The sequence below is a fragment of the Photorhabdus sp. P32 genome, assembly GCF_038085095.1.
Taxonomy (GTDB): domain Bacteria; phylum Pseudomonadota; class Gammaproteobacteria; order Enterobacterales; family Enterobacteriaceae; genus Photorhabdus; species Photorhabdus luminescens.
In genome coordinates this window covers 1-21,521 of record NZ_JAZGJN010000227.1, presented here as the reverse complement: position 1 = coordinate 21,521, position 21,521 = coordinate 1, and the positions used below count along the sequence as shown (strand labels likewise).

At 41.1% G+C, this 21,521-nt stretch carries 21 protein-coding genes and 2 pseudogenes; 11 read left to right on the top strand and 12 right to left on the bottom strand.

The window, feature by feature from the left end:
* Positions 1–373 precede the first annotated feature (373 nt).
* Positions 374–2,077, top strand: coding sequence for a glycosyl hydrolase family 18 protein (locus V2H77_RS06075; RefSeq protein ID WP_341498098.1), 1,704 nt, complete (start codon positions 374–376; stop codon positions 2,075–2,077).
* 120 nt (positions 2,078–2,197) lie between these two features.
* Here the strand turns inward: V2H77_RS06075 and V2H77_RS06070 are convergent, their stop codons facing one another.
* Positions 2,198–3,430: a stiblene epoxidase gene (locus V2H77_RS06070; protein ID WP_341498097.1), complete on the bottom strand. Its 1,233-nt coding sequence runs from the start codon at positions 3,428–3,430 to the stop codon at positions 2,198–2,200.
* Positions 3,431–3,807: 377 nt separating this feature from the next.
* Here V2H77_RS06070 and V2H77_RS06065 point away from each other — a divergent pair, with 377 nt between their 5' ends.
* Both V2H77_RS06065 and V2H77_RS06060 read left to right on the top strand, forming a co-directional pair.
* Positions 3,808–3,942, top strand: a complete 135-nt coding sequence (locus V2H77_RS06065; protein ID WP_341498096.1) for a hypothetical protein — start codon at positions 3,808–3,810, stop codon at positions 3,940–3,942.
* 152 nt (positions 3,943–4,094) lie between these two features.
* The gene (locus V2H77_RS06060; protein ID WP_341498095.1) at positions 4,095–5,072 is read left to right on the top strand and encodes a class I SAM-dependent methyltransferase; all 978 of its coding nucleotides are present in this window, start codon (positions 4,095–4,097) and stop codon (positions 5,070–5,072) included.
* 100 nt (positions 5,073–5,172) lie between these two features.
* Here V2H77_RS06060 and attM read toward each other — a convergent pair whose 3' ends face one another.
* The 6 genes from attM to V2H77_RS06030 all read right to left on the bottom strand — a co-directional run bounded on the left by attM (position 5,173) and on the right by V2H77_RS06030 (position 10,819).
* Entirely contained in the window at positions 5,173–5,964 is a 792-nt protein-coding gene (gene attM / locus V2H77_RS06055) for an AttM family quorum-quenching N-acyl homoserine lactonase (protein WP_176692914.1), read from the bottom strand.
* Between the two features lie 14 nt (positions 5,965–5,978).
* The gene (locus V2H77_RS06050) at positions 5,979–6,989 is read right to left on the bottom strand and encodes a P1 family peptidase (protein ID WP_341498094.1); all 1,011 of its coding nucleotides are present in this window, start codon (positions 6,987–6,989) and stop codon (positions 5,979–5,981) included.
* A gap of 152 nt (positions 6,990–7,141) precedes the next feature.
* The gene (locus V2H77_RS06045) at positions 7,142–8,470 is read right to left on the bottom strand and encodes an FAD-dependent oxidoreductase (RefSeq protein ID WP_341498093.1); all 1,329 of its coding nucleotides are present in this window, start codon (positions 8,468–8,470) and stop codon (positions 7,142–7,144) included.
* A 2-nt stretch (positions 8,471–8,472) separates the two neighbouring features.
* Positions 8,473–8,727, bottom strand: coding sequence for a 2Fe-2S iron-sulfur cluster-binding protein (locus V2H77_RS06040; protein ID WP_341498092.1), 255 nt, complete (start codon positions 8,725–8,727; stop codon positions 8,473–8,475).
* Positions 8,724–9,851: an NAD(P)/FAD-dependent oxidoreductase gene (locus V2H77_RS06035; protein ID WP_341498091.1), complete on the bottom strand. Its 1,128-nt coding sequence runs from the start codon at positions 9,849–9,851 to the stop codon at positions 8,724–8,726. Before V2H77_RS06035 ends, V2H77_RS06040 begins: the two co-directional genes overlap by 4 nt.
* On the bottom strand, positions 9,848–10,819 hold the full coding sequence (locus V2H77_RS06030; protein ID WP_341498090.1) for a 4-hydroxyproline epimerase: 972 nt from the start codon (positions 10,817–10,819) through the stop codon (positions 9,848–9,850). The genes V2H77_RS06035 and V2H77_RS06030 overlap by 4 nt, the downstream gene beginning before the upstream one ends.
* A 390-nt stretch (positions 10,820–11,209) precedes the next feature.
* Here V2H77_RS06030 and V2H77_RS06025 point away from each other — a divergent pair, with 390 nt between their 5' ends.
* From V2H77_RS06025 to V2H77_RS06010, 4 genes are all read left to right on the top strand, one after another.
* Positions 11,210–12,046 (top strand): helix-turn-helix domain-containing protein, encoded by an 837-nt coding sequence (locus tag V2H77_RS06025; protein WP_341498089.1) that lies wholly within the window; start codon positions 11,210–11,212, stop codon positions 12,044–12,046.
* A gap of 244 nt (positions 12,047–12,290) precedes the next feature.
* A complete protein-coding gene (locus V2H77_RS06020; RefSeq protein WP_341498088.1) occupies positions 12,291–13,211 on the top strand; it encodes a dihydrodipicolinate synthase family protein in 921 nt (306 codons plus the stop codon).
* Between the two features lie 41 nt (positions 13,212–13,252).
* Positions 13,253–14,836, top strand: coding sequence for an aldehyde dehydrogenase (NADP(+)) (locus V2H77_RS06015; RefSeq protein WP_341498087.1), 1,584 nt, complete (start codon positions 13,253–13,255; stop codon positions 14,834–14,836).
* Between the two features lie 60 nt (positions 14,837–14,896).
* Positions 14,897–16,498 carry an APC family permease gene (locus tag V2H77_RS06010; RefSeq protein WP_341498086.1) on the top strand — a complete coding sequence of 534 codons (1,602 nt, stop codon included), beginning with the start codon at positions 14,897–14,899 and terminating at the stop codon, positions 16,496–16,498.
* 296 nt (positions 16,499–16,794) lie between these two features.
* Here the strand turns inward: V2H77_RS06010 and V2H77_RS06005 are convergent, their stop codons facing one another.
* Positions 16,795–17,376, bottom strand: a complete 582-nt coding sequence (locus V2H77_RS06005) for a beta-class carbonic anhydrase (RefSeq protein WP_341498085.1) — start codon at positions 17,374–17,376, stop codon at positions 16,795–16,797.
* 363 nt (positions 17,377–17,739) lie between these two features.
* On the opposite strand from V2H77_RS06005, the gene V2H77_RS06000 reads away from it, so the two are divergent.
* The 3 genes and pseudogenes from V2H77_RS06000 to V2H77_RS05990 form a co-directional block, all read left to right on the top strand.
* Positions 17,740–18,105, top strand: coding sequence for an aminoglycoside adenylyltransferase domain-containing protein (locus V2H77_RS06000; RefSeq protein WP_341498105.1), 366 nt, complete (start codon positions 17,740–17,742; stop codon positions 18,103–18,105).
* 92 nt (positions 18,106–18,197) lie between these two features.
* On the top strand, positions 18,198–18,641 hold the full coding sequence (locus V2H77_RS05995; protein ID WP_341498084.1) for an NUDIX hydrolase: 444 nt from the start codon (positions 18,198–18,200) through the stop codon (positions 18,639–18,641).
* 346 nt (positions 18,642–18,987) lie between these two features.
* A pseudogene (locus tag V2H77_RS05990) lies at positions 18,988–19,161 on the top strand (DUF2158 domain-containing protein); the annotation flags it as partial.
* A gap of 57 nt (positions 19,162–19,218) precedes the next feature.
* Here the strand turns inward: V2H77_RS05990 and V2H77_RS05985 are convergent.
* From V2H77_RS05985 to V2H77_RS05970, 4 genes and pseudogenes are all read right to left on the bottom strand, one after another.
* On the bottom strand, positions 19,219–19,698 hold the full coding sequence (locus V2H77_RS05985; protein WP_341498083.1) for a hypothetical protein: 480 nt from the start codon (positions 19,696–19,698) through the stop codon (positions 19,219–19,221).
* Positions 19,698–19,973: an ECs_2282 family putative zinc-binding protein gene (locus V2H77_RS05980; RefSeq protein WP_341498082.1), complete on the bottom strand. Its 276-nt coding sequence runs from the start codon at positions 19,971–19,973 to the stop codon at positions 19,698–19,700. The genes V2H77_RS05985 and V2H77_RS05980 overlap by 1 nt, the downstream gene beginning before the upstream one ends.
* Before the next feature lie 29 nt (positions 19,974–20,002).
* Complete coding sequence (locus V2H77_RS05975) at positions 20,003–20,425, bottom strand: hypothetical protein (RefSeq protein WP_341498081.1); 423 nt, start codon at positions 20,423–20,425, stop codon at positions 20,003–20,005.
* A 132-nt stretch (positions 20,426–20,557) separates the two neighbouring features.
* Positions 20,558–20,740 (bottom strand): annotated as a pseudogene (locus V2H77_RS05970) (hypothetical protein); the annotation flags it as partial.
* A 389-nt stretch (positions 20,741–21,129) separates the two neighbouring features.
* Here V2H77_RS05970 and V2H77_RS05965 point away from each other — a divergent pair.
* Positions 21,130–21,521, top strand: a 392-nt coding sequence (locus tag V2H77_RS05965) for a hypothetical protein (RefSeq protein WP_341498080.1), incomplete at its 3' end; no start/stop codon positions are given.

The window sequence follows — 21,521 nt, the reverse complement described above, 5'->3', positions numbered from 1 at the left end:
ATATTTCAAAGAAACGAACACCCCTAAGGATACAAATTAGTATAGATATAAAATATAAGAAATAGTCAATTGAAAATAAAATTAAAATAAATGGTTCGTAAAAATTAATTTACAAATTTAATTGAGGTGGATAATTGTAATAATGACGGTTAATATATTTACAATTTGCAATTATTTGTTTTTACTATCTGATAATAAACGGTAGGTAATGTAAATTTCGTTGACATAAATTTGAGTTGACCATTAACAATCAAACAAATAGCAATTATTTGTTTTCCTAAGAATACAAGCTAGAATGTAATTATGTTACCACGCAAGTAAAGCAATTGGAGTGTTCATCGAAAAATAAATTGATATCTAGTCGAGGTGATTTATGTCAAAAATAATCCAGACAGATTCTCTTAGTGAACAATCTTATAAGATAGATAATTTCAATCCATCAACTGAAACAATAAATTTCAGTTACACATCGGGAAGAACTGCATTACCAGTCTATAATAAATATGACACACGAAATAAACCTAAAGTTTTTGGCTATTATACAGATTGGTCGCAATATGACGGTAGATTACAAGGAAATCAAGATCCTATTCGTCGAGGTAGAGGAATAGATTTACAGCACCTTTTAGATAATCCTTTTGCTTATGATAAATTAGTTATTGGTTTCTGTGGAATATTAGGTGATGAGGGTGAAAAAAAGCAGCAAATTAAAGAGCAAGCGCCATTTTTTGCCCGTACTAATAATGGAGAAGTGACATTCACAGATGCTTGGGGAGATTGCCAATCTTATCAGAATTGCACTTATTCTGGTTGGCAAGATATCCAAATGCCAAGGGATTTTGATCAATCTAAAAGTATGGGCGTATTAGGTGGATTGGCTAAAGTTCAACAAGCTGCAAAAGCTCAAGGCCATGACCTTATTATGTCATTTAGTGTTGGTGGCTGGACCATGAGTAATGGCTTTTATAATATGGTCAGAGACGAAACACTAAAATCCTATTTCTGTTCGAGTTTGGTTGATATATTTCAACGTTTCCCTATGTTTACCGAAATTGATATTGATTGGGAGTATCCCGGCGTTGCTGGAAATGAAGGTAACATGTACGCGCCAGACGATGGCGATTATTACGTTAGTTTAATTAAAGATTTAACTGCTGCGTTTAAAGAAGCAGGGCGTTCAGATATAAAAATCAGTATCGCTTGTTCGGCGGTACCAGAGAAAATGGAAAAATCAAAAATACCTGAATTATTGCAAGTTGGGCTATATGGTATTAACGTTATGACCTATGATTTCTTTGGTACTCCGTGGGCTGAAAGGTTGTTACATCATACTAATCTCCGTAATTATCCTAGCGGTGATAATAGTGTAGAGAAAGCAGTTGAATATTTATTGAGTCTTGGTGTACCTGCATCTGCAATCAATATTGGTTACACCGGCTATTCACGTAATGGCAGAAATACGGTTATTGATAGTTATTCTCCATTATCTGGCAGTTATGATCCTGGCTATGTCCCGAAAAAAGATCCGAAGATTACGACAACCGGGTCATTTGAATCAGGGACAACAGAATGGTATGACACGATATATAATTATCTAGATTTGGAAGAAAAGAGGGGGAGAAATAATTTTGATTTGTATACCGATGAAATAGCAGATGCTGATTATCTCTATAATAAGGATAGCAAGTTGTTTATTTCTTTTGATACTCCTCGTTCTGTTAAAGCTAAAGCGCAATATGCATTAGAAAAGAATCTGGGGGGAATATTTACCTGGACCGCAGATCAAGACCGAGGTTTATTAGTCAATGCGGCTAGAGAGGGCCTTGGTTGTGAGTTAATCACGCAAAAAATAGAGATGGCGCCATTCTATTTCAAGGGTATTAATGTTGAACCGGTTGATCCCGTTAAGCCAGAGAAAGGGGGTGATTACCCTGTCTGGGATGCAAATAAGGTGTATCAGGCCGGTGATAGAGTGAATTGGAATAATCAAAACTGGGAAGCTAAATGGTGGAATAGAGGCACTGTACCGGATGGTGGCGGAACATCTGATACTTATCCTTGGGTAAAGATTGCATAATTAATTAAACCAAGCCACCAGTATAATATGTACTGGTGGCAGCTCCTTTTTATCTGTACTGCTGTAACAATATATCTAGAATAATGGAATGAGTTCAGGTATGACAATTCGTTCAGAATATTAACGCCGGAGTTGATAACCTTGAGATATATTTTTTCTTTTTATGTTCAAATGCCGTTGTTTTAATGATGGTATTGAGAAATGTTCTACAGCATTCTGAGCGCTGCGCAGTGAAATTCCAACGATCTCATTAGCATATGCGCGCATTTGTTGTTCGTAATCTGAAATTGCCTTGACTAACTCTTCGTGGCCCGATGCTACGCTAGCAAGCTTCTGTGTGAGTAAAAGAGCGTCTCGCAGCGCTGTGTTCGCTCCTGAGCCTGTCATTGGCGTCATGTTATGAATAGCATCCCCAAGTAATGTGACAGCACTCGATTTCCAGGGTGGAAGATGGGGCATGCTACGTAAATGTAGCGGAGATATGTTTTCCATGTCGCTTTGTTTAATCAGTGTATGTAGGTTTGGGTCCCATGAAGTCATACGGGCTCGGACCAGATTACAGAGGGCTTCTGCGGAAAAATCGGTGATATTGTCAGGAAGACTATCTGTTGCTGCTACATAAACCCATACTATAAAGTTATCGATTTCTGCTAAAGCGGCTTCTACATGGATATCAACCGGGGCGCGCCACATAGAAATAAACAACCAGTCAGGACTTTTAGGTACGATACTGTTAGGCGTGCCATCCAGGAAATTTTGGGGTAGCAAGGCTGTGAGAACCGGGGTAAGACGCGAACGGCCAATGATTATACTAACACCGACATTAAATCTTTCGATAAAAGGAAGGTACTGTTTACGGACTTTTGAGTTGCTACCGTCTGCACCGACAAGGATATCGACATTTTCGTGACTGCCATCGGCAAAGAAAATGTTAATACCACCGTTTTCAATATGTTCATAATGGATGAATGTTTTATTCCATTGAATTATGTTTGAAAGCCCCTTGTTTAGTATTTCTTTCAGCTCAGTTCTGCTGATTGACAAACGTTGCTCGGAAATTATCTGCCCGTTCATAAGACCGCCCTGAACGGCGAGAAGACGCATACGTTCATTATAAAATCGTGATTGTCCGCCAATATATCTTGATGCCTCCTTAAAGGTTAGCCAGTTTGCATCCGGGAGGCATTCTTGCAGTGCTTGCTTACCGAATGTATTAATATGAATTCCATAACCGGGAAGTTCGGATGACAAAGCAGGGTTCCGTTCATAGATCGTCACTTTGATTCCATTTTTACGTAATCCATGTGCTAAACATGCGCCACCAATTCCGGCTCCAATAATACCGACATGCATAATATTCCCCTTTGTTATATAGGTGTGAGAGATTCTCGCTAGATTATAGTGACTATATCTATTTGATATTATCTAATCACAGCCATGATTTTTGTTGTAGTATTTAAAATAAAAATATACCGCATATAGAAAGAGGGCAAGGCGATTTGGTTTTTTTTTACAAAGTCTTATAAAACAAGTTATCCTGCTGTTTGTTAAATAGTATTTAATTAAATTGTATAAGTGAATTTGTAGTTTTATATTTACAGTTTCTGATTTGTCATTAAATTAAAATTTAATCGTGTTGTAATTATTAATTTAGCTTAGAATTTCTTTGTATATGGAAACAATACATAAAATGTTGATATGGTTTTTAATTATTTAAAAGGTTTATAAATATGTTTTGGAATAATTCCGATGTTCTCCAGCAAGTTAAGAGAGAGTTTATTTGGGAAGGACATATGGAAGCGATTGAAAAAGCATCCATAAAGGGTAATTTTGCTGTCAGTTCTCGTGCGGCAGGGGGACCTTAATTGTTCTCATTATAACCAATTATGGATTTTATGACAGCCAGAAATCTCTAATGCTGAACATGAATTCGATGAAAGTGACTGCTATGCTATTGTTCATATTCATGGTTATGAGCTAGTACCACTGATTTATCATTTTGTTCGGGGAGATAAATATGAGTAATCAGGATGTCAAAGCGATGTATAGCCAATATCCGTATCCTAGTTCTGTCATTGGGGATAATCTTATTTATGATATGGCAACGGTTGTAGGGCTTATATTTAAGCCGGGTTATTTAACGGGAAAATATGTGCTCGATTTGGGGTGTGGAACAGGGCATCGTTTGGTAGGTCTGGCAAGTATGTATCCCGATACCCAATTTGTGGGCATTGATATGACGGATAAAGCGTTAGAGGTAGCAGATAAGCTGATATCTTATCATCGATTGGATAACGTCACGTTAGAAAATAATACGATTGAGCAGCTAACACGAAATAATCAATTCGATATTGTTGTTTCTACCGGTGTTATTCATCATATGGAGTGTCCACAAGAGGGTTTTTTCGCCGCTTCACGTTCATTAAATGAAGATGGTATAGCGCTTATTTGGCTATACAATGTTATAGGAGAATATGAACGATTGAAGCAGCGAGAGCTTTTGCAGATTTTTGCAAAACAAATTCATGTAGAAGAATATTTTCTACATACCGATTTAATGAATAAATTATGCAAAAACTTAAGTCGGAATCAGTATGGCGATAGTACAGCTAATCATTTAGACGATAGTGTTGATCAGATTGCTGTTAATGTAGACGCATTTTTGAATCCTATCGTTAATGCATACCGATATGATGAGATATGCGATTTTTATTATAAATCTGGTTTTAAACGTGTGAAATGTTGTGGGTTAAATCGTGAAAACGGTAATAAGCTTTTTGCTGGATGTTGCGAACAATTCGATGATGAATGTTTTCTTCAATATCGCGATTTACTTTTAGATGAGCAATTAAGTGAACTCTTTAATACTCTTGATTATAACCAAAAAGTTCGTGTTATCGAGCTGTTGTGGAAACCAACCGGTATATCTTCAATTGGGTTTAAATCTGAAAATTCCCTATCTTTTGTCAATGATTGGCTGAGAGTGGAAGAGTGAGGAAAAACGGTTAGTCAGTTAAACTTTAATGAAATAAACGCCAAGCCAGAAACATCGGGTCGATTCCAGTTTCTGGCTATTTTGCATTGATAAATTCGAGTTAATCGTAATATTCCGGCGCCTTACGGAATGTCGGCCAGGCATCTGGATCGTGCCCTGTTACCACAATTGCATTCGTGCGTTTAGCTAGATGCCGTAGTTTTTGCACCGAACGGACGGTTTCAATGGTAGAGGTGAGAAACCCAGGTAGTGCTCGTTCTTCCCAGTGATCGAGGGTATAAGCGGCGTCAATCGTTAACAGCAGGCTGCCGCTGTTCGGCAGGGTCACCAGTAGTGATTGGTGTCCGGGTGAATGCCCCGGAGTAAATACCGTTTTTAATGTGCCATCTCTGTAAACATCAAACATGTCATTGCGTTCCCCATCGAGAAATTCCCATTTCAGACCGGGACGATCAAAATCCTTGCGGATATAGCCGCCGGTAGTAAACCAGTCAGGTGTGTAGGCGTATTCATATTCACGTCGCTGTACGATGTGTGTCGCGTTAGGGAAGCGTCCTATTGCGCCAGTGTGATCGAGGTGAAGATGGGATTGCACCACATAGCGGATATCTGCGGGATCGATACCCAACTTTTTAACTTGAGCGACACAACCTTCATCTTCACGCATCACCGGCCAGTAGGCTTTGGTGATAGTTCCCCAGTAGCCTTTGGGGTCAGTTGCAGTTTCAACGGCATTGCCGCCGTCAATTAGCGTATGACCGTCAGGATGAGTGAGTAAGAAAAATGGAATCGGAATTTCATAATCGGCGCCGTTGCCTTGATTCATCTTGATGTGGTGAACCTTACATTTGATGGTTCCGGTTTGCAGCATATACAGGCGAATGTCTGACATAATGTTAACCTTTTTTATCGGGTTTGTAGGGGATTCGTGTAAGCGGTGTGGCGCTCCGCTCTCAAATCGGCATAACCTCTAACGCCAAATTTTGATTTGGCTGATTTTACGGCATCTAAAACCGCAACAGCCATGACTTCAGCCGCGAGAATACCCACAGTATTCACCGATGAATCTACACCGCCTGTTGCCGCTGCAAAAATAGTATCCCCGTCACTCATGGTATGAACGGGGTATATTGTCCTTGCTAGGCCATCATGAGCCATCTGGGCAACTTTTTTCATCTGGCTTTTATTCATATTTGCGTTACAACAAATTATGCCAATGGTGGTATTTGCTCCCTGAATGAAATTATTATCTTTGTTATTTTTTATGATGTAAGGAGTGAGATCGATAAGATGACCATTTTCATCACATGCGCCGGCAATGGTTTTGCCATTTTTAGGATCTCTGATTTCACCAACCGCATTGACAACAACCATTGCGCCAATTGTCAGCCCCCCAGGTAATTTAACCGATGCTGTCCCAAGGCCGCCTTTCATGGCTTTGTTAAAACCGGCCATCTTACCGATAGTAGCCCCGGCGCCTGCGCCAATGTTTCCCGATGGAAAAGGGGTTACAGAAGCGTTTTGCGCGGCAATATAGCCCATTCTGGCGTCAGGACGAACAGTAGGATCGCCAAAATTTAGATCAAAAATTATTGCGGCAGGGACGATAGGCACGACAGTAACACCGACATCAAAACCTTGTTTTCTTTCTTCAAGATAGCGCATTACGCCAGAGGCGGAATCCAACCCGAAAGCACTACCTCCACTTAACACTACCGCGTTGACTTTTTGAACAGTATTAATGGGATCTAAAAGTTCGGTTTCCCTTGTCCCCGGGGCAGAACCTCTGACATCAACGCCACAAACAGCTCCGTTGTCGAAAATAATTACGCTACAACCGGTTTGTTGCAACCCATCTTCAGCGTGCCCAACCTTAACACCCGGTACATCCAAAATGGTTCCATTTGTCTTATACATAAATGTTCACACCTTAATCTTTAAAGTCATTCATTACTGGTTTTAATGATTTTTGGAGTGAATCATAGCAAAGGCGATCAAACAAACTGTGATTTTTAGTGGGAATTTCGCCTGATAAACGAAGGGGGACAGTTATCTATCAGTCAGAAAAGTTAATTTTTTTCCCTGTCTCTTGCTGTGTGTCCTTCTTGAAGGGAGATCTCTGTTGCCAGCGTTTCAAGATTAACAGGTGATAGCGGAATGCGAGGGGATGGTATCGACCAATGTTTGATATCGTGGAGAATGGCAGAACAGATTTTTCCCTGACAAGCTCCCATGCCACATCGTGTCGCCATTTTTGCGCTGTTCCAATCCTGAAATGGTTCGAGTTCGTTTAAACTCACGTCTTCACAACGACAGATCAAGGTATCAAGGGGAAGTGACTGTGTGATCTCTTTATTTAATGTAAACGCTTTTGCTACTGCGGTTGCAAAATGTTGCCATTTTACTCGTTTCTGCTGCCATTTCTCTGCCAGTGCGTATTTACCACTCGCCGTAAACCCGGCAATAAATCCTTCACAGAGCGCAAGCTCGCTGCCGCCAATACCGGTACATTCTCCCGCTGCATATACATCAGGTATAGTTGTCTGTTGCCACGTATCTACCTGAACATTCCCTTGTTCGTCCAGCAAGCAACCAAGTAGTTGCGCCAGTTCCGTATTAGGTCTTAAACCAAAACCGCAAGCTAAGCGCGTACAGGATAGTTTCTGTTTCCGCCCTTTATTGCTGATGTACACGCCTGTCAATCTACCTTCTGCCGAGGTTTCTACTCCTAACACCATACTGTTTTTGTAGTAATTTCTAAGTGGCATGAGAGGGATGGCTTGATATAACTTGTCTGGCCAGCGCAACAGTCGCAAGCCAAATGAAAGTAAGCGATGTAAAGGCGCTTGTTCAATAATGCCAACTACGCTCCCTCCGGCTTTTTTTACCGTCTCGGCCACCGCGAGTAATAGGGGGCCGCTACCGGCAATAACAACACGCTCTCTAGTCATGGGGAGACCACTTTTTATCAGCGCCTGTAATCCGCCTGCTCCGGTGACACCCGGTAATGTCCAGCCAGGAAAGGGAAGTAATTTTTCTTTGGCCCCGGTACAAAGAACAATGCGTTGGTAGTGAATCATTCGGTGCTTACCTACTGTTTCAACAATGACACATTGGCTGTCTACTGCAATCACTTTGCAACTCGGTAAATAGATCAATGCATCTTCGGATAATACCGATAAATAACGTTTCGCCATCGATGGCAATGTATGAAGTGGTCCTTGGCGCCAAATTTGTCCGCCTGCTTTGGGATTGTCATCAATCAGGATAACGGATTGTAGCCCTTGTATCGCAGCTTGTGCGGTAGCCAATCCTGCCGGTCCAGCGCCAACAACTAGCACATCACAGCGCAATACCGTAGAAGGAGATGATGTAGTAAAAGGTGATGGTGTTGCCATGTTCAGATCCTCTCGACTTTCATACCCATTTCACACACTGTCTGGCACGCTATACGGCGGCGACCATTAATCATCAAACGGCACTCTTGGCAGATACCCATCCCACAAAAAGGTACTCTCAATTGGTGTGATACAGATATACGGCAATGCTCATCACTGGTGTAAGCTAGCGCTGCCGCAACAGTAATCCCCGTAGGAACTGCGATCAGTTCGCCATCAATAAACAGAGCGATAAAGGGGGGTTTTTTGAGTGTCATGGCAACCTCTGACGAGCCATAGCAGTGAAGCGTGCAGGTTGGTAAGGCAGTGGATCAATCTCCGTTTTTCTATTCAGCATCAATGCAGAGATGATTTTGGCGCTGCCCGGTGCGGTCGTCACACCTAATCCTTCATGGCCGACAGCCAGCCATAGCCATTCATAATCAGGATGTTGCCCCAATAGCGGCAAGCCATCCGGCGTCGCAGCACGAAAGCCAGACCAACAGCGTAAAATATTCATCTGACTAAGCTGAGGTAAAAAATGAAGTGTGCGCTGGAGCATAGAACGGAGTAGGGAGAGATCAATCGTGTGTTTTTCGTTATGGAACTGGCGTGAAGATCCGATTAGAAGCTGACCTGTAGGGCGGGCCTGAACGTTAAAAGCGATTGACGTGCCATCCAAGGCATGTGTACTGGCGCTATATCCTAATTCCACCAATTGATGTGTGATGCAGGTAGGGTAACGATCGGTTATCGCCAATTGTCCTTTTTTAGGGACAATCGGTAATTCAGGTAACAGATGTGTGCTCCACAACCCATTTGCTAGCAATATTCTCGGCGCAAAATATTTCTTTCCATCACGTAGTACAACGGTCCTAGATTCTAAGGCATGTACTTGCCCTTTAATAAACTGAATCTTTTCATTACAGTTAGCAAGAAACCAGTGTACGACATTTGGCGCATAGACAATCCCATCCCCGGGAACAGACAAACCACCGGCAATCCCATTTTTCACCATAGGTTCCATCTGATGAATTTGTGTCGCTGTCATCGGAATATTCTCGATTTCGTGAGAGGCAAGACGTGCGCTTTTTTCCTCAGCCAGTTCCATTTCATCCTCGGTATCTGCCAGCCAAAGTGTGCCGCATCTACGCCATGCACAATTTTCTGGCATATGTGAGGTGACGGTTCGCCATATATCCAATGAGTAACTACTTAGCGCCAATTCAGCAGGATTGTCGTCCATACACACTAGATGTCCCATTCCTGCTTGTGTTGCCCCCTTACCACCATCGTCAATCACAACAACTCTCAAGCCATCCTGTACCAACTGATAAGCACATGCGGCTCCAACGATACCCGCGCCAACGATAATGACATCTGATATTTGGGAAGGAGTCATACATTGATTCCCCAGACAAAAGGATCGTTCTTAGCAAGAATTAATTTGTTATCACCGTAAACATGGGCGGTTCCCCGGATCACTGGGGCAATTTTCTGACCAACCCACTGATATTGGGCTTCAAAAATACTACCAATAATGCTCGATTGGCGCCAAATCTCACCCGGCTGCAATTTTCCATCCGCCGCCAAACAGGCTAACTTAGCGCTTGTTCCAGTGCCGCACGGTGAGCGGTCATAGGTTTTCCCCGGGCATAACACAAAATTGCGGCTATCAGCATTATTGTTATCAGAAGCGAAATTGTTATCAGGAGCGAACAATTCAATATGGTCGATACATTCACCATTTTCGCCGGTGATTCCTGCTTGTTCTAATGCTTGCCTGATGGCCCAACAGTATTGCGTGAGTTCATTGATATGGTGGTGGGTTAGAGGCAATTCGTGCTGACTGATGAGAAAAAACCAATTTCCTCCCCAGGCAATATCTCCATTAACATCACCCACATCAGGCACGTTCACGGTGACATTTTGCTGATAACGGTAAGAGGGGACATTATAAACAGACACTGCTCCATCCTTATGGAGTACCGCCTCTATAATCCCAACAGGCGTCTCAATTTTATATTTGTTGGGGGTCAGCCAGCCCAGATGATGGAGCGAAGCAATAAGGCCGATAGTGCCGTGGCCGCACATGCCTAAGTACCCAGCGTTATTAAAGAAGATTACGCCTATATCGGCGTCAGGCGCAGTAGGCGGGCATAAAAGCGCGCCAACCAACACATCATTCCCTTTTGGTTCAAGAATGAGAGCCTTGCGCCAGTGATCAAATTCGGCTTCAAAGCGTTGACGTTGTTTGGCAACGGTTCCTTTGCCAAGAGACGGAAATCCCTCGATTACCGTGCGAGTAGGTTCTCCACCTGTGTGCGAATCAATGACGCGAATAATCTGATAATCATACTTATCTGCCATAAAGCCACCCAATTAATCTATTTTTAATAAATGGTGGCGTAATATTTCGCTTGTCGCTTGATGAATTTCATACTGCAATATGCTGAAATCAGCACAATGAAAGAATCACTGAAATATCAGTGCGGCACTCCAATAAAATGAGAAATTATAAATAAATCTTATGGGCGTTATTTCTGTTTTTACCAGAAAAATTTGTAAATTAACCTATAAAATCAAATAGGTAAATAAGAGTAGTCGGAATGACTTTCTGTGACAATTATCACATGAACACAAAATATTTCTTTTGAATATTGCTAATATTTTGAATCTGATATTTATCTTTTTAATCAAGATAAATAACTAAACACGAGTCAAAAATCCTATTTTAATGGTAAGAGACTGGAGATATCGATGATGAATATATCCCGGAACAATGAAAAAAACGGCATTGCCACAAATGGTCATGATGCTTGTAATGTTGAATTTTTATCGGCGCTTTGTAGTGGACTAGTTAATCACAAACCCAATAACCTGCAAGATATTCTTAATGCAGTTGCCTTAATTACACCATTGTTAAATGCGATTCCCAGCGTGGTTTTCTTTATCAAAGATATTAAAGCACGTTATCTAATTGTGAACCTTACGCTAGCCACACGTTGCGGATTTAAGTCGATCTCTTCGCTGCTTGGTAAAACCTCTTCCGAAATCTTTCCTGCTCAGATGGGCAGTTGCTACACCGAACAGGATTTGCGTGTGTTACATCAAGGGGTAATTATCCAAAACCAACTGGAACTCCATTTTTATCATGGACGCAAAGCAGGCTGGTGCATGACATATAAATTGCCATTGTATAATCAACATAATCAAATTATTGGTATGGCAGGAATTTCTCATGATCTAATGGAAGTTAAGGAAAATCATCCTGTGTACCAAAAATTGGCTATCGTTGATGATTATATTCGTGAAAATTTTGATCGAACAATTCGTCTCGAAGAGCTCACTCATTTAACACGTCTCTCGGTTGCCCAATTGGAACGTTACTGTAAACGTATCTTTCACCTGACGCCCCGGCAGATGATCCACAAAATCAGAATTGAAAAAGCTTCGGAATTATTGGCTACAGCATTACCTATCACAGATGTCGCTTTGCAATGTGGTTATACAGATCACAGCGCATTTACTCGGCAATTTAAGGCGTTAACTGGACTCACTCCCAGTGATTTTCGTCAGTCAATAGGGCTGGAGTAATTTGCCGTTCTCTTGATACTTCCGTTCATGAGGAATTATCGAGTTCTATCAAAGTCTCTCAGCTTTAAGTTTGCTGTTCCTATTATGCTAATTTCGTCATTGTTCACTGTGAAAAGTGACAAGCTTCTCTGTGGTGAAATCGCCATTATTCCATTAAAACCAATAAGCCACATTTTATTAACAAAATAAAAACAATTTGCATTTTAAATATCAAGTAAATCAATGACGATCAAAGGATAGGGCTATGAACAAGAGAAAGGTTAATTGGCATGGTGTTTTTCCGGCAGTGACGACACAATTTAATCCCGATTTTTCCATTAATTTGGATGCTACAAAGAAGGTCATGACGAACCTGATTAAAGATGGCGTTTCCGGTTTAGTCGTCAATGGTTCTGTGGGGGAAAATACTTCGCTGTCTATGAAGGAAAAGCGAGCTATCGTTGAACTCGCGGTAGATGTTGCTGGTGGGAAAGTTCCCGTTCTTTCGGGTATCGCAGAATTGACAACCGATAATGCGTGCAAAATGGTCTTTGAATGCCGTCAGGCAGGTGCTAATGGGGTGATGATCATGCCGCCGCTGGTTTATACGCCGACACCGAAAGAAAGCAGGGCGTATTTCCGTACCATTGCTGCCTCTACCGATTTACCCGTCATGCTGTATAACAACCCTCTGCTGTATAAAAATGATATTACGCCGAAGATGCTGATCTCTTTGGCCGATTGCGAAAATATCGTTGCATTTAAAGACTCATCAGGCAATACCCGTCCTTTTAGTGATATTCCCAACGAAGCAGGCGATCGCTTCATTCTTTTTGCCGGTTTGGATGACGTCGTTTTAGAGTCAGTCGCAGTGGGCGCGGAAGGTTGGATTTCAGGTATGTCGAATGCTTTTCCACGGGAAGGAGAGACTTTATTCCGTCTGGCTAAACAGAAACGTTATGAAGAAGCTCGGGAATTATATCGCTGGTTTATGCCTTTGTTGCATTTGGATTTCCGTCCTGATTTGGTGCAATGCATCAAACTGTGTGAAGAAATGGTTGGCCGTGGCAGCGCCATTACCCGCCCGCCACGTTTACCGCTCGAAGGGGAAACATTGGCTGAAGTACGCGCCATTGTAGAAAAGGCCCTCGCTAATCGTCCTTCACTGCCCGATGTAGGTCTCTGAATTGGGCTGTAACCGTTTCTGATGCCCTTGGAGGAATCGTTATGTTGGCAACACATTCAGGTATGCAGTTTATTGGTGGTCGCAGGCAAGCAGAGGGAGAGCGTTGTTTGCACAGCCGGCGGGCGGTGGATAACTCACCAATAGGTTATGCGTTTTATCAGGCTACACGACATGAGGTCAATCTCGCTGCCCAAGCAGCAGCCGATGCATTTACACGTTATAGCCAAACATCGTTAGAAGAACGTGCCGTTTTTTTAGATAAAATTGCCGATGAAATTGATGCTCTCGGTGATGATTTTATTGCCCTTGTATCAGCAGAAACAGCTCTGCTTCCAGTCCGACTTCAAGGGGAACGGTCGAGAACGAGCGGACAAATGAGGTTGTTTGCTGCGTTGTTACGCCGTGGTGATATTCATGCTGCCCGCATTGATACTGCGCAACCTGAGAGAAAACCACTTCCCAGAGTTGATATTCGTCAGTGTCATATCCCGCTTGGCCCTATTGCAGTTTTTGGCGCCAGTAATTTTCCTTTGGCTTTTTCAACCGCTGGTGGTGACACGGCATCAGCATTAGCAGCGGGTTGCTCCGTTGTTTTCAAAGCACATAGCGGCCATATGGCTACCGCCGAAATCATCGCAGAAGCCATTGAACGCGCTGTTATCGCCGCACAAATGCCCGCAGGTGTATTCAATATGATTTATGGCAATAGCGTGGGGGCAGATCTCGTCAAACACCCAGTTATTCAAGCCGTTGGTTTTACCGGTTCACTCGCTGGTGGACGTGCACTGTTTAATATAGCTATGCAACGACCACAGCCTATTCCGGTTTTTGCTGAAATGTCGAGTATCAACCCGGTCATTGTGCTGCCAAATGCTTTAGCGCAGCGGGGAAAACAGATCGCCCAAGAATTGGCAAATTCATTCACATTAGGTAGCGGTCAGTTTTGTACCAAACCAGGAATAATCTTAGGGATTGGTTCACCAGAATTTGAGCAATTTATTACCCAATTAACGCAGGAAATTACTCTTCGTCCGGCACAGTCAATGCTGAATCAAGGCACATTACTTAACTACCAAAAAGGTATTCATCGACTGAATGATGAACCTTTAATGACACGGTTAGCCATTGGCGAACATCATGAAAATCAGGCAAGTGCGATACTGTATCGCGCAGATATTGCTTTGTTGTTGAGTAAAAATGCTCTGTTACAAGAGGAGGTTTTTGGCCCTGTTGCGATTGTGATTGAAGCCGAAAGCCAAGATCAGCTTTTACGCGCAATTGACTGTTTGCAGGGGCAGCTTACCGCTACCTTGATTGGTGAGTACGATGAGCTAGCGAATGCGCACGAGCTTAGTCGCCGATTACAACATATTGCGGGCAGGGTGGTTGTCAATGGCTACCCAACAGGTGTTGAAGTCTGTGATGCCGTAGTTCATGGCGGGCCTTATCCTGCGACTTCGGATGCAAGAGGGACTTCAGTTGGCACACTGGCTATCTGGCGTTTTCTGCGCCCGGTCTGTTTCCAAAACTATCCTAAATCCTTACTTCCACCCGCGCTGCAAGACCATAATCCGTTGAATATTTCTCGATTAATCAATGGCGTGATGAGCAAAGAAGTATTGTAAAACACACAGTTACCCGACTTTGGCGTATATCAAATAATAAACAGAAAAGGGCGAATAATTATGGCGCTATACGAAGCCTCTTCACTGCCAAAATCCGATTCAGGGCAGGGTAAATTTAAGAAACAGTTAACACTCACGGATTTAACCTTCATCGGATTAGGGGCTATTTTTGGCTCTGGCTGGTTGTTTGCGGCCAGTCATGTGTCTGTGATTGCAGGACCAGCAGGGATTTTTTCCTGGGTAATTGGCGGTATTGCCGTGCTCTTACTCGGCATTGTTTATTGCGAACTGGGTGCGGCACTGCCGAAATCAGGCGGCATTATTCGTTATCCGGTATTTTCTCATGGGGAACTCATGGGATATTTAATGGGCTCTATCACCTTAATTGCGTTTTCCAGCTTAATAGCCATCGAAGTCGTCGCTGCTCGACAATATGCGGCGGCGTGGTTTCCGTTTCTCAGTCAGCCGGGTTCTGGTAATCCAACTTTGGTAGGTTGGCTGGTTCAATTCATTTTATTAACGTTTTTCTTTTATCTTAATTACAACAGCGTGAAAACCTTCGCGAAGTCCAACAATATTATTAGCATTTTTAAGTTTATCGTTCCGCTGCTCGTCATTATTATCCTGTTTAATTATTTCAATCCGGGTAATCTGCAAGTTCACGGATTTTCTCCTTTTGGGATATCGGGTGTTGAAGCTGCGGTTTCAACGGGGGGCATTATCTTTGCTTATCTTGGCCTTACGCCCATTATTTCTGTTGCTGGTGAAGTGGATAACCCCCAAAAAACAATTCCTATTGCCCTCATTCTGTCTATTTCACTGTCTACGGTCATTTATGTTTTATTGCAGTTAGCTTTTCTTGGCGGGATACCCTCTGATCGACTCTTTGGTGGTTGGAATAATATTGGGCAATATTTTTCACTGCCATTTCGTGATATAGCTTTAATCCTTGGTGTGGGATGGCTCGCTTTTTTGGTGGTGTGTGATGCGGTGATCTCTCCAAGCGGTACTGGAAATATTTATATGAATGCCACTCCCCGTGTCGTCTATGGTTGGGCAAAAAGTGGAACGTTATTTAATGTGTTTACCCATATTGATGAAAAATCGGGAATACCACGACCTGCGCTTTGGTTGACGTTTATTCTTGCTGTTTTTTGGACATTACCTTTTCCTTCATGGGAAAAACTCATCAGTGTTGTTTCTGCGGCGTTAATTCTGAGCTACGCATTAGCGCCAGTAACTGCTTCTGCCTTACGTCGTAATGCCAAAGAAATAAAACGCCCTTTTTATGTTAAAGGGTTTGCGATCATTGGCCCGCTTTCTTTTATTATTTCCGCCTTCATTGTTTATTGGTCTGGTTGGAAAACGGTTTCCTGGCTGCTTGGATTACAGATTGTCTTGTTTTTTATCTATTTGTTGTTCAAAAATAAAGTCCCTACAGGCAAAGTGAGTTTGCGCCAGCAGATAACCTCTGCCTTGTGGCTGATCGGTTTTTACAGTGCCATGATCATTCTGTCCTATTTAGGCACATTTGGTGGTAAAGGCATTATTCCTGCACCCTGGGATATCGTTGCAGTGGCAGCGATCTCTTTAATTGCCTTTTATTGGGGGACTTTTAGCGCTTTACCCAATGCTATTTTACCAACGGAGGATGAGGATTAGTGCTAATGGAATTTTGGTCTGATAAATGAAAGCGCAGGGAAGGGGGTTAACGTTTATAAACTTTTCAAACCCGTAATATTTTGTTTTAATTGAATTTAATTTTAATATGGGAGCATGGGTACCTTAATATGGGAGCGATATTCCCCAAATTCTTTAATATAAAGCTATTTCGTGATCCAAGGCGCGGAAACTCATTGAAGCATGGACATCCTTGTCCACATTTAAGATCGGTAGTTACAAAAACAGAGATGAGCATAGATTCATTCTATGCAGGAACGTCCTTATTTTTCGAAAAATCAAGCGCCTTCTGCAATGCTTGTTGCTTCAGGAACCTCAATTAATTTTCCTGACCTCACATCATATATGTACCCATATATGGAGATATTTGCGGGGACAAGAGGGTGGGTACGAATACGATGAATATCTTCAATTACACTATCAACTTGATTGTTAATGGTAAGCCATTTGATATATTTTCCCTCAGATGATCCGGTACCGTTGCCGACATCTTTAAATCCTTCATCGGTCATTACCGCACTTTCTAGGCTATTTTCCAGTAAATCGCCCATAACATTGTCTGTAAACAGCTCCATCCCACAATTAGTATGGTGAATGACAAACCACTCCTTTGTTCCAAAAAGTTTATAAGAAATGATAAGTGAGCGAATGGCATCATCACTGGCCCTTCCGCCTGCATTACGAATAATATGAGCGTCACCTTCAGATAAACCTGCAAATTTTGCCGGATCTAATCTAGCATCCATACAAGTCAATATGGCAATTCGTCTGACAGCAGGTAAACCAAGGTTTTTTTTATCACCAAAAGTTGCTGCATATGCAATATTAGCGTCACTTATTTCTCTGATAACACTGCTCATTCTTCCTCCCTTCATATTTTCTGGTTTATTTTAATAAAGCAAAACTAGGCTATTCATTTAGATAAATGAATATGAGGCTGAAAATAGATATATATAAATAAAATTTATGAAAATATATACTCGCATCCTTTGTACTGGTCAAGTAAATCCTAAGTGTTTCAACAGGCATTGTGATGTAATGATATTTTCGGCGTTTTTAATGGCGAGAATTAGTCCGAAGTCGTTTTAAACTATTTTTTAAGGGGTAGTAGAGACATTATCTTATTATTCGCATTGAAATTATATTACCCCAGACTATGTTATAGGGAGAATCACTATTATTATGATATATAGTATGGGTCTTTCTGTACGCGAACCAATCATATTGCATTAAAAGGTGATATAGCTGAAAAACTATTTAATTCTGTACCTAAAAGTGATTTATTACAGTCAGTTAAATACACACTCGACTTTTGGAATGAGTCTAAAGATTTGGTAGGTGATGAGCGTAATATCATCCTGACGCTGGCGCGCATTTGGTATACAGTGCTGACTGGAGATATTGTGTCAAAGGATGAAGCATCAAAATGGTTAATACCTCAGTTGCCCCCAGAGAAAGCCGTAACGTTGGATGCTGCACATAGAGCATATCTTGGACTAGCTGAAGATGAATTGGATAATCGTCCGCAAGAGATACTACAGTTTGTTTTATATGCTAAAAACTGTATAAACAAATTAATCAACTTATAATGAGACAAATAACTTCAGAACTTTATTGGTTTTACGTCACATGTTATTCCAAGTTTAAAATGTCACTCACTCTGATTTAAGGATGGTAGTTAATGAAAATCCGCTATGCTGCTCGATTGTTGATCGTTGATTCAGCCAATCGTGTATTACTTTTCCGCTTTGTACATCATAATGATGCTTTGGCTGGTAAATCATACTGGGCTACGCTTGGGGGCGAAGTTGAGTCTGGTGAGTCATTTGAACAGGCTGCCATAAGAGAACTTCACGAAGAAACCGGAATATTACTCGGTGATATAGGAAATATTGTTGAGGAAAGAACATTTGAAATGATGCTTCCGGATGGAGAAAACGTTCAGGCAGAAGAGCGATTTTTTATCGTGAAACTAGATGATGTTGATATCAACACCGAAGGATGGAGCAATCAGGAAAGAGCTGTCATTTGCCATCACCATTGGTGGGAGATAGACGAACTTATGGTGACAACTGAGACTGTTTACCCATCTGATATTCCCGTAATACTATCCAGATTATTTTAGGCTGTTCAATCACGATGAGTGAGCAACAATCAGTTCTAGAAACTCAGAGGTGCGTTGTTCTGAGGGGCGATACAAAGAATAGCTAATGTATTAGCTCATTAATCAGTATAAATATGGCTTACTGGATGAGACGGATACAGCTTACCTGAAAGAGATGTTGGCGTTTGCGGACCATATGAGCTTTCTACATTCATGGCTATTTCTCTAGGGAGTTTCCTTGGTTCGCATAACGTCATTGTGCGAACCAATATCTACTTGAAACACCTCTCTATCATCCCCACATACGTCCCAGCATCTTCTATCATTGAGGAGAAAATGATGAGTTTTAGTAAAAGGTGATACTGTTCGTTTGAAAAGCGGTGGTCCTACCATGACCTTCGAAAACATTCAAACGATCAAAGGTAACGTTGTTATTATTTGCACTTGGTTTGATAAAGATAATAAGTACAATTCTCAGCCGTTCTCGCCTGAAGTTTTAGAGGCATTTAAACCGGCGACTGATTTTGTCGGGACATTCTGAAATAACCCGCCTGAAGATTCTTTTCTAATCAACAGGCGGGTGTAATGGAATTATTATTCACACCGAAACAAAAAACTCTTCCTCATTCCTTTTTTTATAATCATCATCCCATATGAGCTTTACTCTATATTTGGATTTACTTTCATAGCTTAAGCTAGCAATTATTTCAATTCCACACTGTGGGTGTAGAACTTCATATGGGAATTTGTCCTTTACATCATGCATAACAAGATATTCATCACCATCACTATCAGGGAAATGAATTTCTATGTTCTTTGCCTCGACTTTTCCTCTGTTGAATATTTTGAGCCTGTAATTGTTTTTGGCTATTTTTACGAGGCGAGCACCAAGCTCGGCTTTCATCTCGTTAATTGCTGATTTTATTTCTTTTTCCAGAAGTAATTTACGTAACTTATCTTGCTCTTCTTTTATAATTTTTTGTTTTTTATCGCTTTTTCTCGACTTTGCTTCGGATGATATGATGGTGTAGATCGATACTACAAGCGCAGCTAAAGCGATGATGTCACTTGTTGTCATTATTTTATCCTTATGTTTTTATTCCCTTTAAATGCTTGCTTAAGCATGTTATTAAATTGTTTCTGTATGTCTTTCGTTAATTCTTTTTTTATTTCATCAACATGATCGTCAATACTTAATCCATTTTCTTGAATTAACTCGTCTTTAGTTAATTCTTTCCCACACCCCACACATTTTACGATTTCAAATTCTTCGGAATGCTCCATCTCTGTATTTCCACATACAGGACATAACAGGGTGATATTTCTATTGTATTTCTCAGGATTCAATTTCATATCTTTTCTCCTTTTCTATATGTTATTGATTACCAGTAATATGAATTTCTTCTATGCCACCAATAAAGCAGGCCGTATCCGACGATGAGAATCCCGAAGAACATCAGAGACATTCCCCAGCCAGTTCCGTACCACGAAACCATATCATCAAAAACCAGCCCGCCCATTTCACGAACTCCGGCAGCTTCCTTAAGGATTGGTTTGAATACCGGAATCAGAAGGGCGATAGCCAGCGGAGTACCCCAGCGAACAAGGCCCGTTTCCATTTTGATCCCGAAAAAGATCCCTGCACCGACAACAAGAAGCCAGACAATCAGACTTGGTGTTGTTTCCAGTGCCGTTTGCCATTCAACATCGAAAGTTTTTATTAGCCAGGCAACAACAGCTAAGCAGAAGGCAAGTACACCGATAAAAACCAGTTCGACACCGCTTGTTTCGTTATTTCTACTCATCCTTATTTATCCTTTTTTTGTTTAAAATTCGTACAATTCAAAACGTGCAGTGTTGGTAATACTGCACGTTTGTCTCATTTATGGCTTTAGCCAGTTTAAGTAGCGTAAGCTTCTTAAACATAAAACCACCCGCTATGCGGGTGGAGGCCAAGGGTTATACCAAGAAAAACACCTTTCCGTTACGATATAGATGTTCAAGCTAATATACGTAACTAATGCGGAAACTTGTCTTGCGAGTGCCAAAATATCTTGCTTTTCCAGTGTCCTGATGTTCCATACAATAAAATTATGTGCGTTCGTGGTTTCTTCATCAGTACAACAATACGCCTTGTAAAACGACTAATCAGTCGAATGGTGGATATTCGACAATTTGCGCCGTTCCTCAAAAAGAGGATTACACCGTAAAAGATATTACAAGCACTTGATTCTGATTCGTTCGGAGTAAACGGATGATTTTGAATCATCATCGATACTAGCCAGTTGACGGCCAGTGTCAACGATTCCCGCCAGATTCTGCCATCCTTATCATTGGTGCGCCTAATGTATGACGCTATGTTACAAAAGGGTTCTGAGCCATTCCGGTAGAATGGGGTTGCAGTTTACCGGAATGGCAAGGGTTCGTCTTTATACATAGAGTGCATTGTGCGAATCAGTTAGATTGTGATATATAATACTGAAAATTTATTTAGTTGGAGATTAAATTTATGGATGAGCTAGTAAAAAAAATAAGTAGTTATCATATATTTAACTATTTGATACCTGGTGTAATTGCTGCATTTTTAATTGATTCACTATTTGAATTTAGCTTTAAATTTGTTCAAGATAACTTACTTGTTGGATTCTTTTTTTATTACTTTTTAGGATCAATTATTAGTCGAGTCGGTTCTTTGATTTCACCGTGCATTGATTGCATTTTTTTTATTAAAAAAACAGATTATAAAGATTATATTAATGCTGAAAAAGATGATCCTAAAATAGAAATTTTATCTGAAATAAATAATATGTATATGTCATTTTATTCACTGTTTTTGATTTTAAATATCACTAATATTATATATATCTATATGAACGAAAATATTAAAGTATTAATAACTAA

Excerpts from the sequence above, each read along its gene's own strand:
- V2H77_RS06075 (WP_341498098.1), top strand. The coding sequence starts at position 374 with ATGTCAAAAATAATCCAGACAGATTCTCTTAGTGAACAATCTTATAAG.
- V2H77_RS06070 (WP_341498097.1), bottom strand. The coding sequence starts at position 3,430 with ATGCATGTCGGTATTATTGGAGCCGGAATTGGTGGCGCATGTTTAGCA.
- V2H77_RS06065 (WP_341498096.1), top strand. The coding sequence starts at position 3,808 with ATGTTTTGGAATAATTCCGATGTTCTCCAGCAAGTTAAGAGAGAGTTT.
- V2H77_RS06060 (WP_341498095.1), top strand. The coding sequence starts at position 4,095 with ATGAGTAATCAGGATGTCAAAGCGATGTATAGCCAATATCCGTATCCT.
- attM (WP_176692914.1), bottom strand. The coding sequence starts at position 5,964 with ATGTCAGACATTCGCCTGTATATGCTGCAAACCGGAACCATCAAATGT.
- V2H77_RS06050 (WP_341498094.1), bottom strand. The coding sequence starts at position 6,989 with ATGTATAAGACAAATGGAACCATTTTGGATGTACCGGGTGTTAAGGTT.
- V2H77_RS06045 (WP_341498093.1), bottom strand. The coding sequence starts at position 8,470 with ATGGCAACACCATCACCTTTTACTACATCATCTCCTTCTACGGTATTG.
- V2H77_RS06040 (WP_341498092.1), bottom strand. The coding sequence starts at position 8,727 with ATGACACTCAAAAAACCCCCCTTTATCGCTCTGTTTATTGATGGCGAA.
- V2H77_RS06035 (WP_341498091.1), bottom strand. The coding sequence starts at position 9,851 with ATGACTCCTTCCCAAATATCAGATGTCATTATCGTTGGCGCGGGTATC.
- V2H77_RS06030 (WP_341498090.1), bottom strand. The coding sequence starts at position 10,819 with ATGGCAGATAAGTATGATTATCAGATTATTCGCGTCATTGATTCGCAC.
- V2H77_RS06025 (WP_341498089.1), top strand. The coding sequence starts at position 11,210 with ATGATGAATATATCCCGGAACAATGAAAAAAACGGCATTGCCACAAAT.
- V2H77_RS06020 (WP_341498088.1), top strand. The coding sequence starts at position 12,291 with ATGAACAAGAGAAAGGTTAATTGGCATGGTGTTTTTCCGGCAGTGACG.
- V2H77_RS06015 (WP_341498087.1), top strand. The coding sequence starts at position 13,253 with ATGTTGGCAACACATTCAGGTATGCAGTTTATTGGTGGTCGCAGGCAA.
- V2H77_RS06010 (WP_341498086.1), top strand. The coding sequence starts at position 14,897 with ATGGCGCTATACGAAGCCTCTTCACTGCCAAAATCCGATTCAGGGCAG.
- V2H77_RS06005 (WP_341498085.1), bottom strand. The coding sequence starts at position 17,376 with ATGAGCAGTGTTATCAGAGAAATAAGTGACGCTAATATTGCATATGCA.
- V2H77_RS05995 (WP_341498084.1), top strand. The coding sequence starts at position 18,198 with ATGAAAATCCGCTATGCTGCTCGATTGTTGATCGTTGATTCAGCCAAT.
- V2H77_RS05985 (WP_341498083.1), bottom strand. The coding sequence starts at position 19,698 with ATGACAACAAGTGACATCATCGCTTTAGCTGCGCTTGTAGTATCGATC.
- V2H77_RS05980 (WP_341498082.1), bottom strand. The coding sequence starts at position 19,973 with ATGAAATTGAATCCTGAGAAATACAATAGAAATATCACCCTGTTATGT.
- V2H77_RS05975 (WP_341498081.1), bottom strand. The coding sequence starts at position 20,425 with ATGAGTAGAAATAACGAAACAAGCGGTGTCGAACTGGTTTTTATCGGT.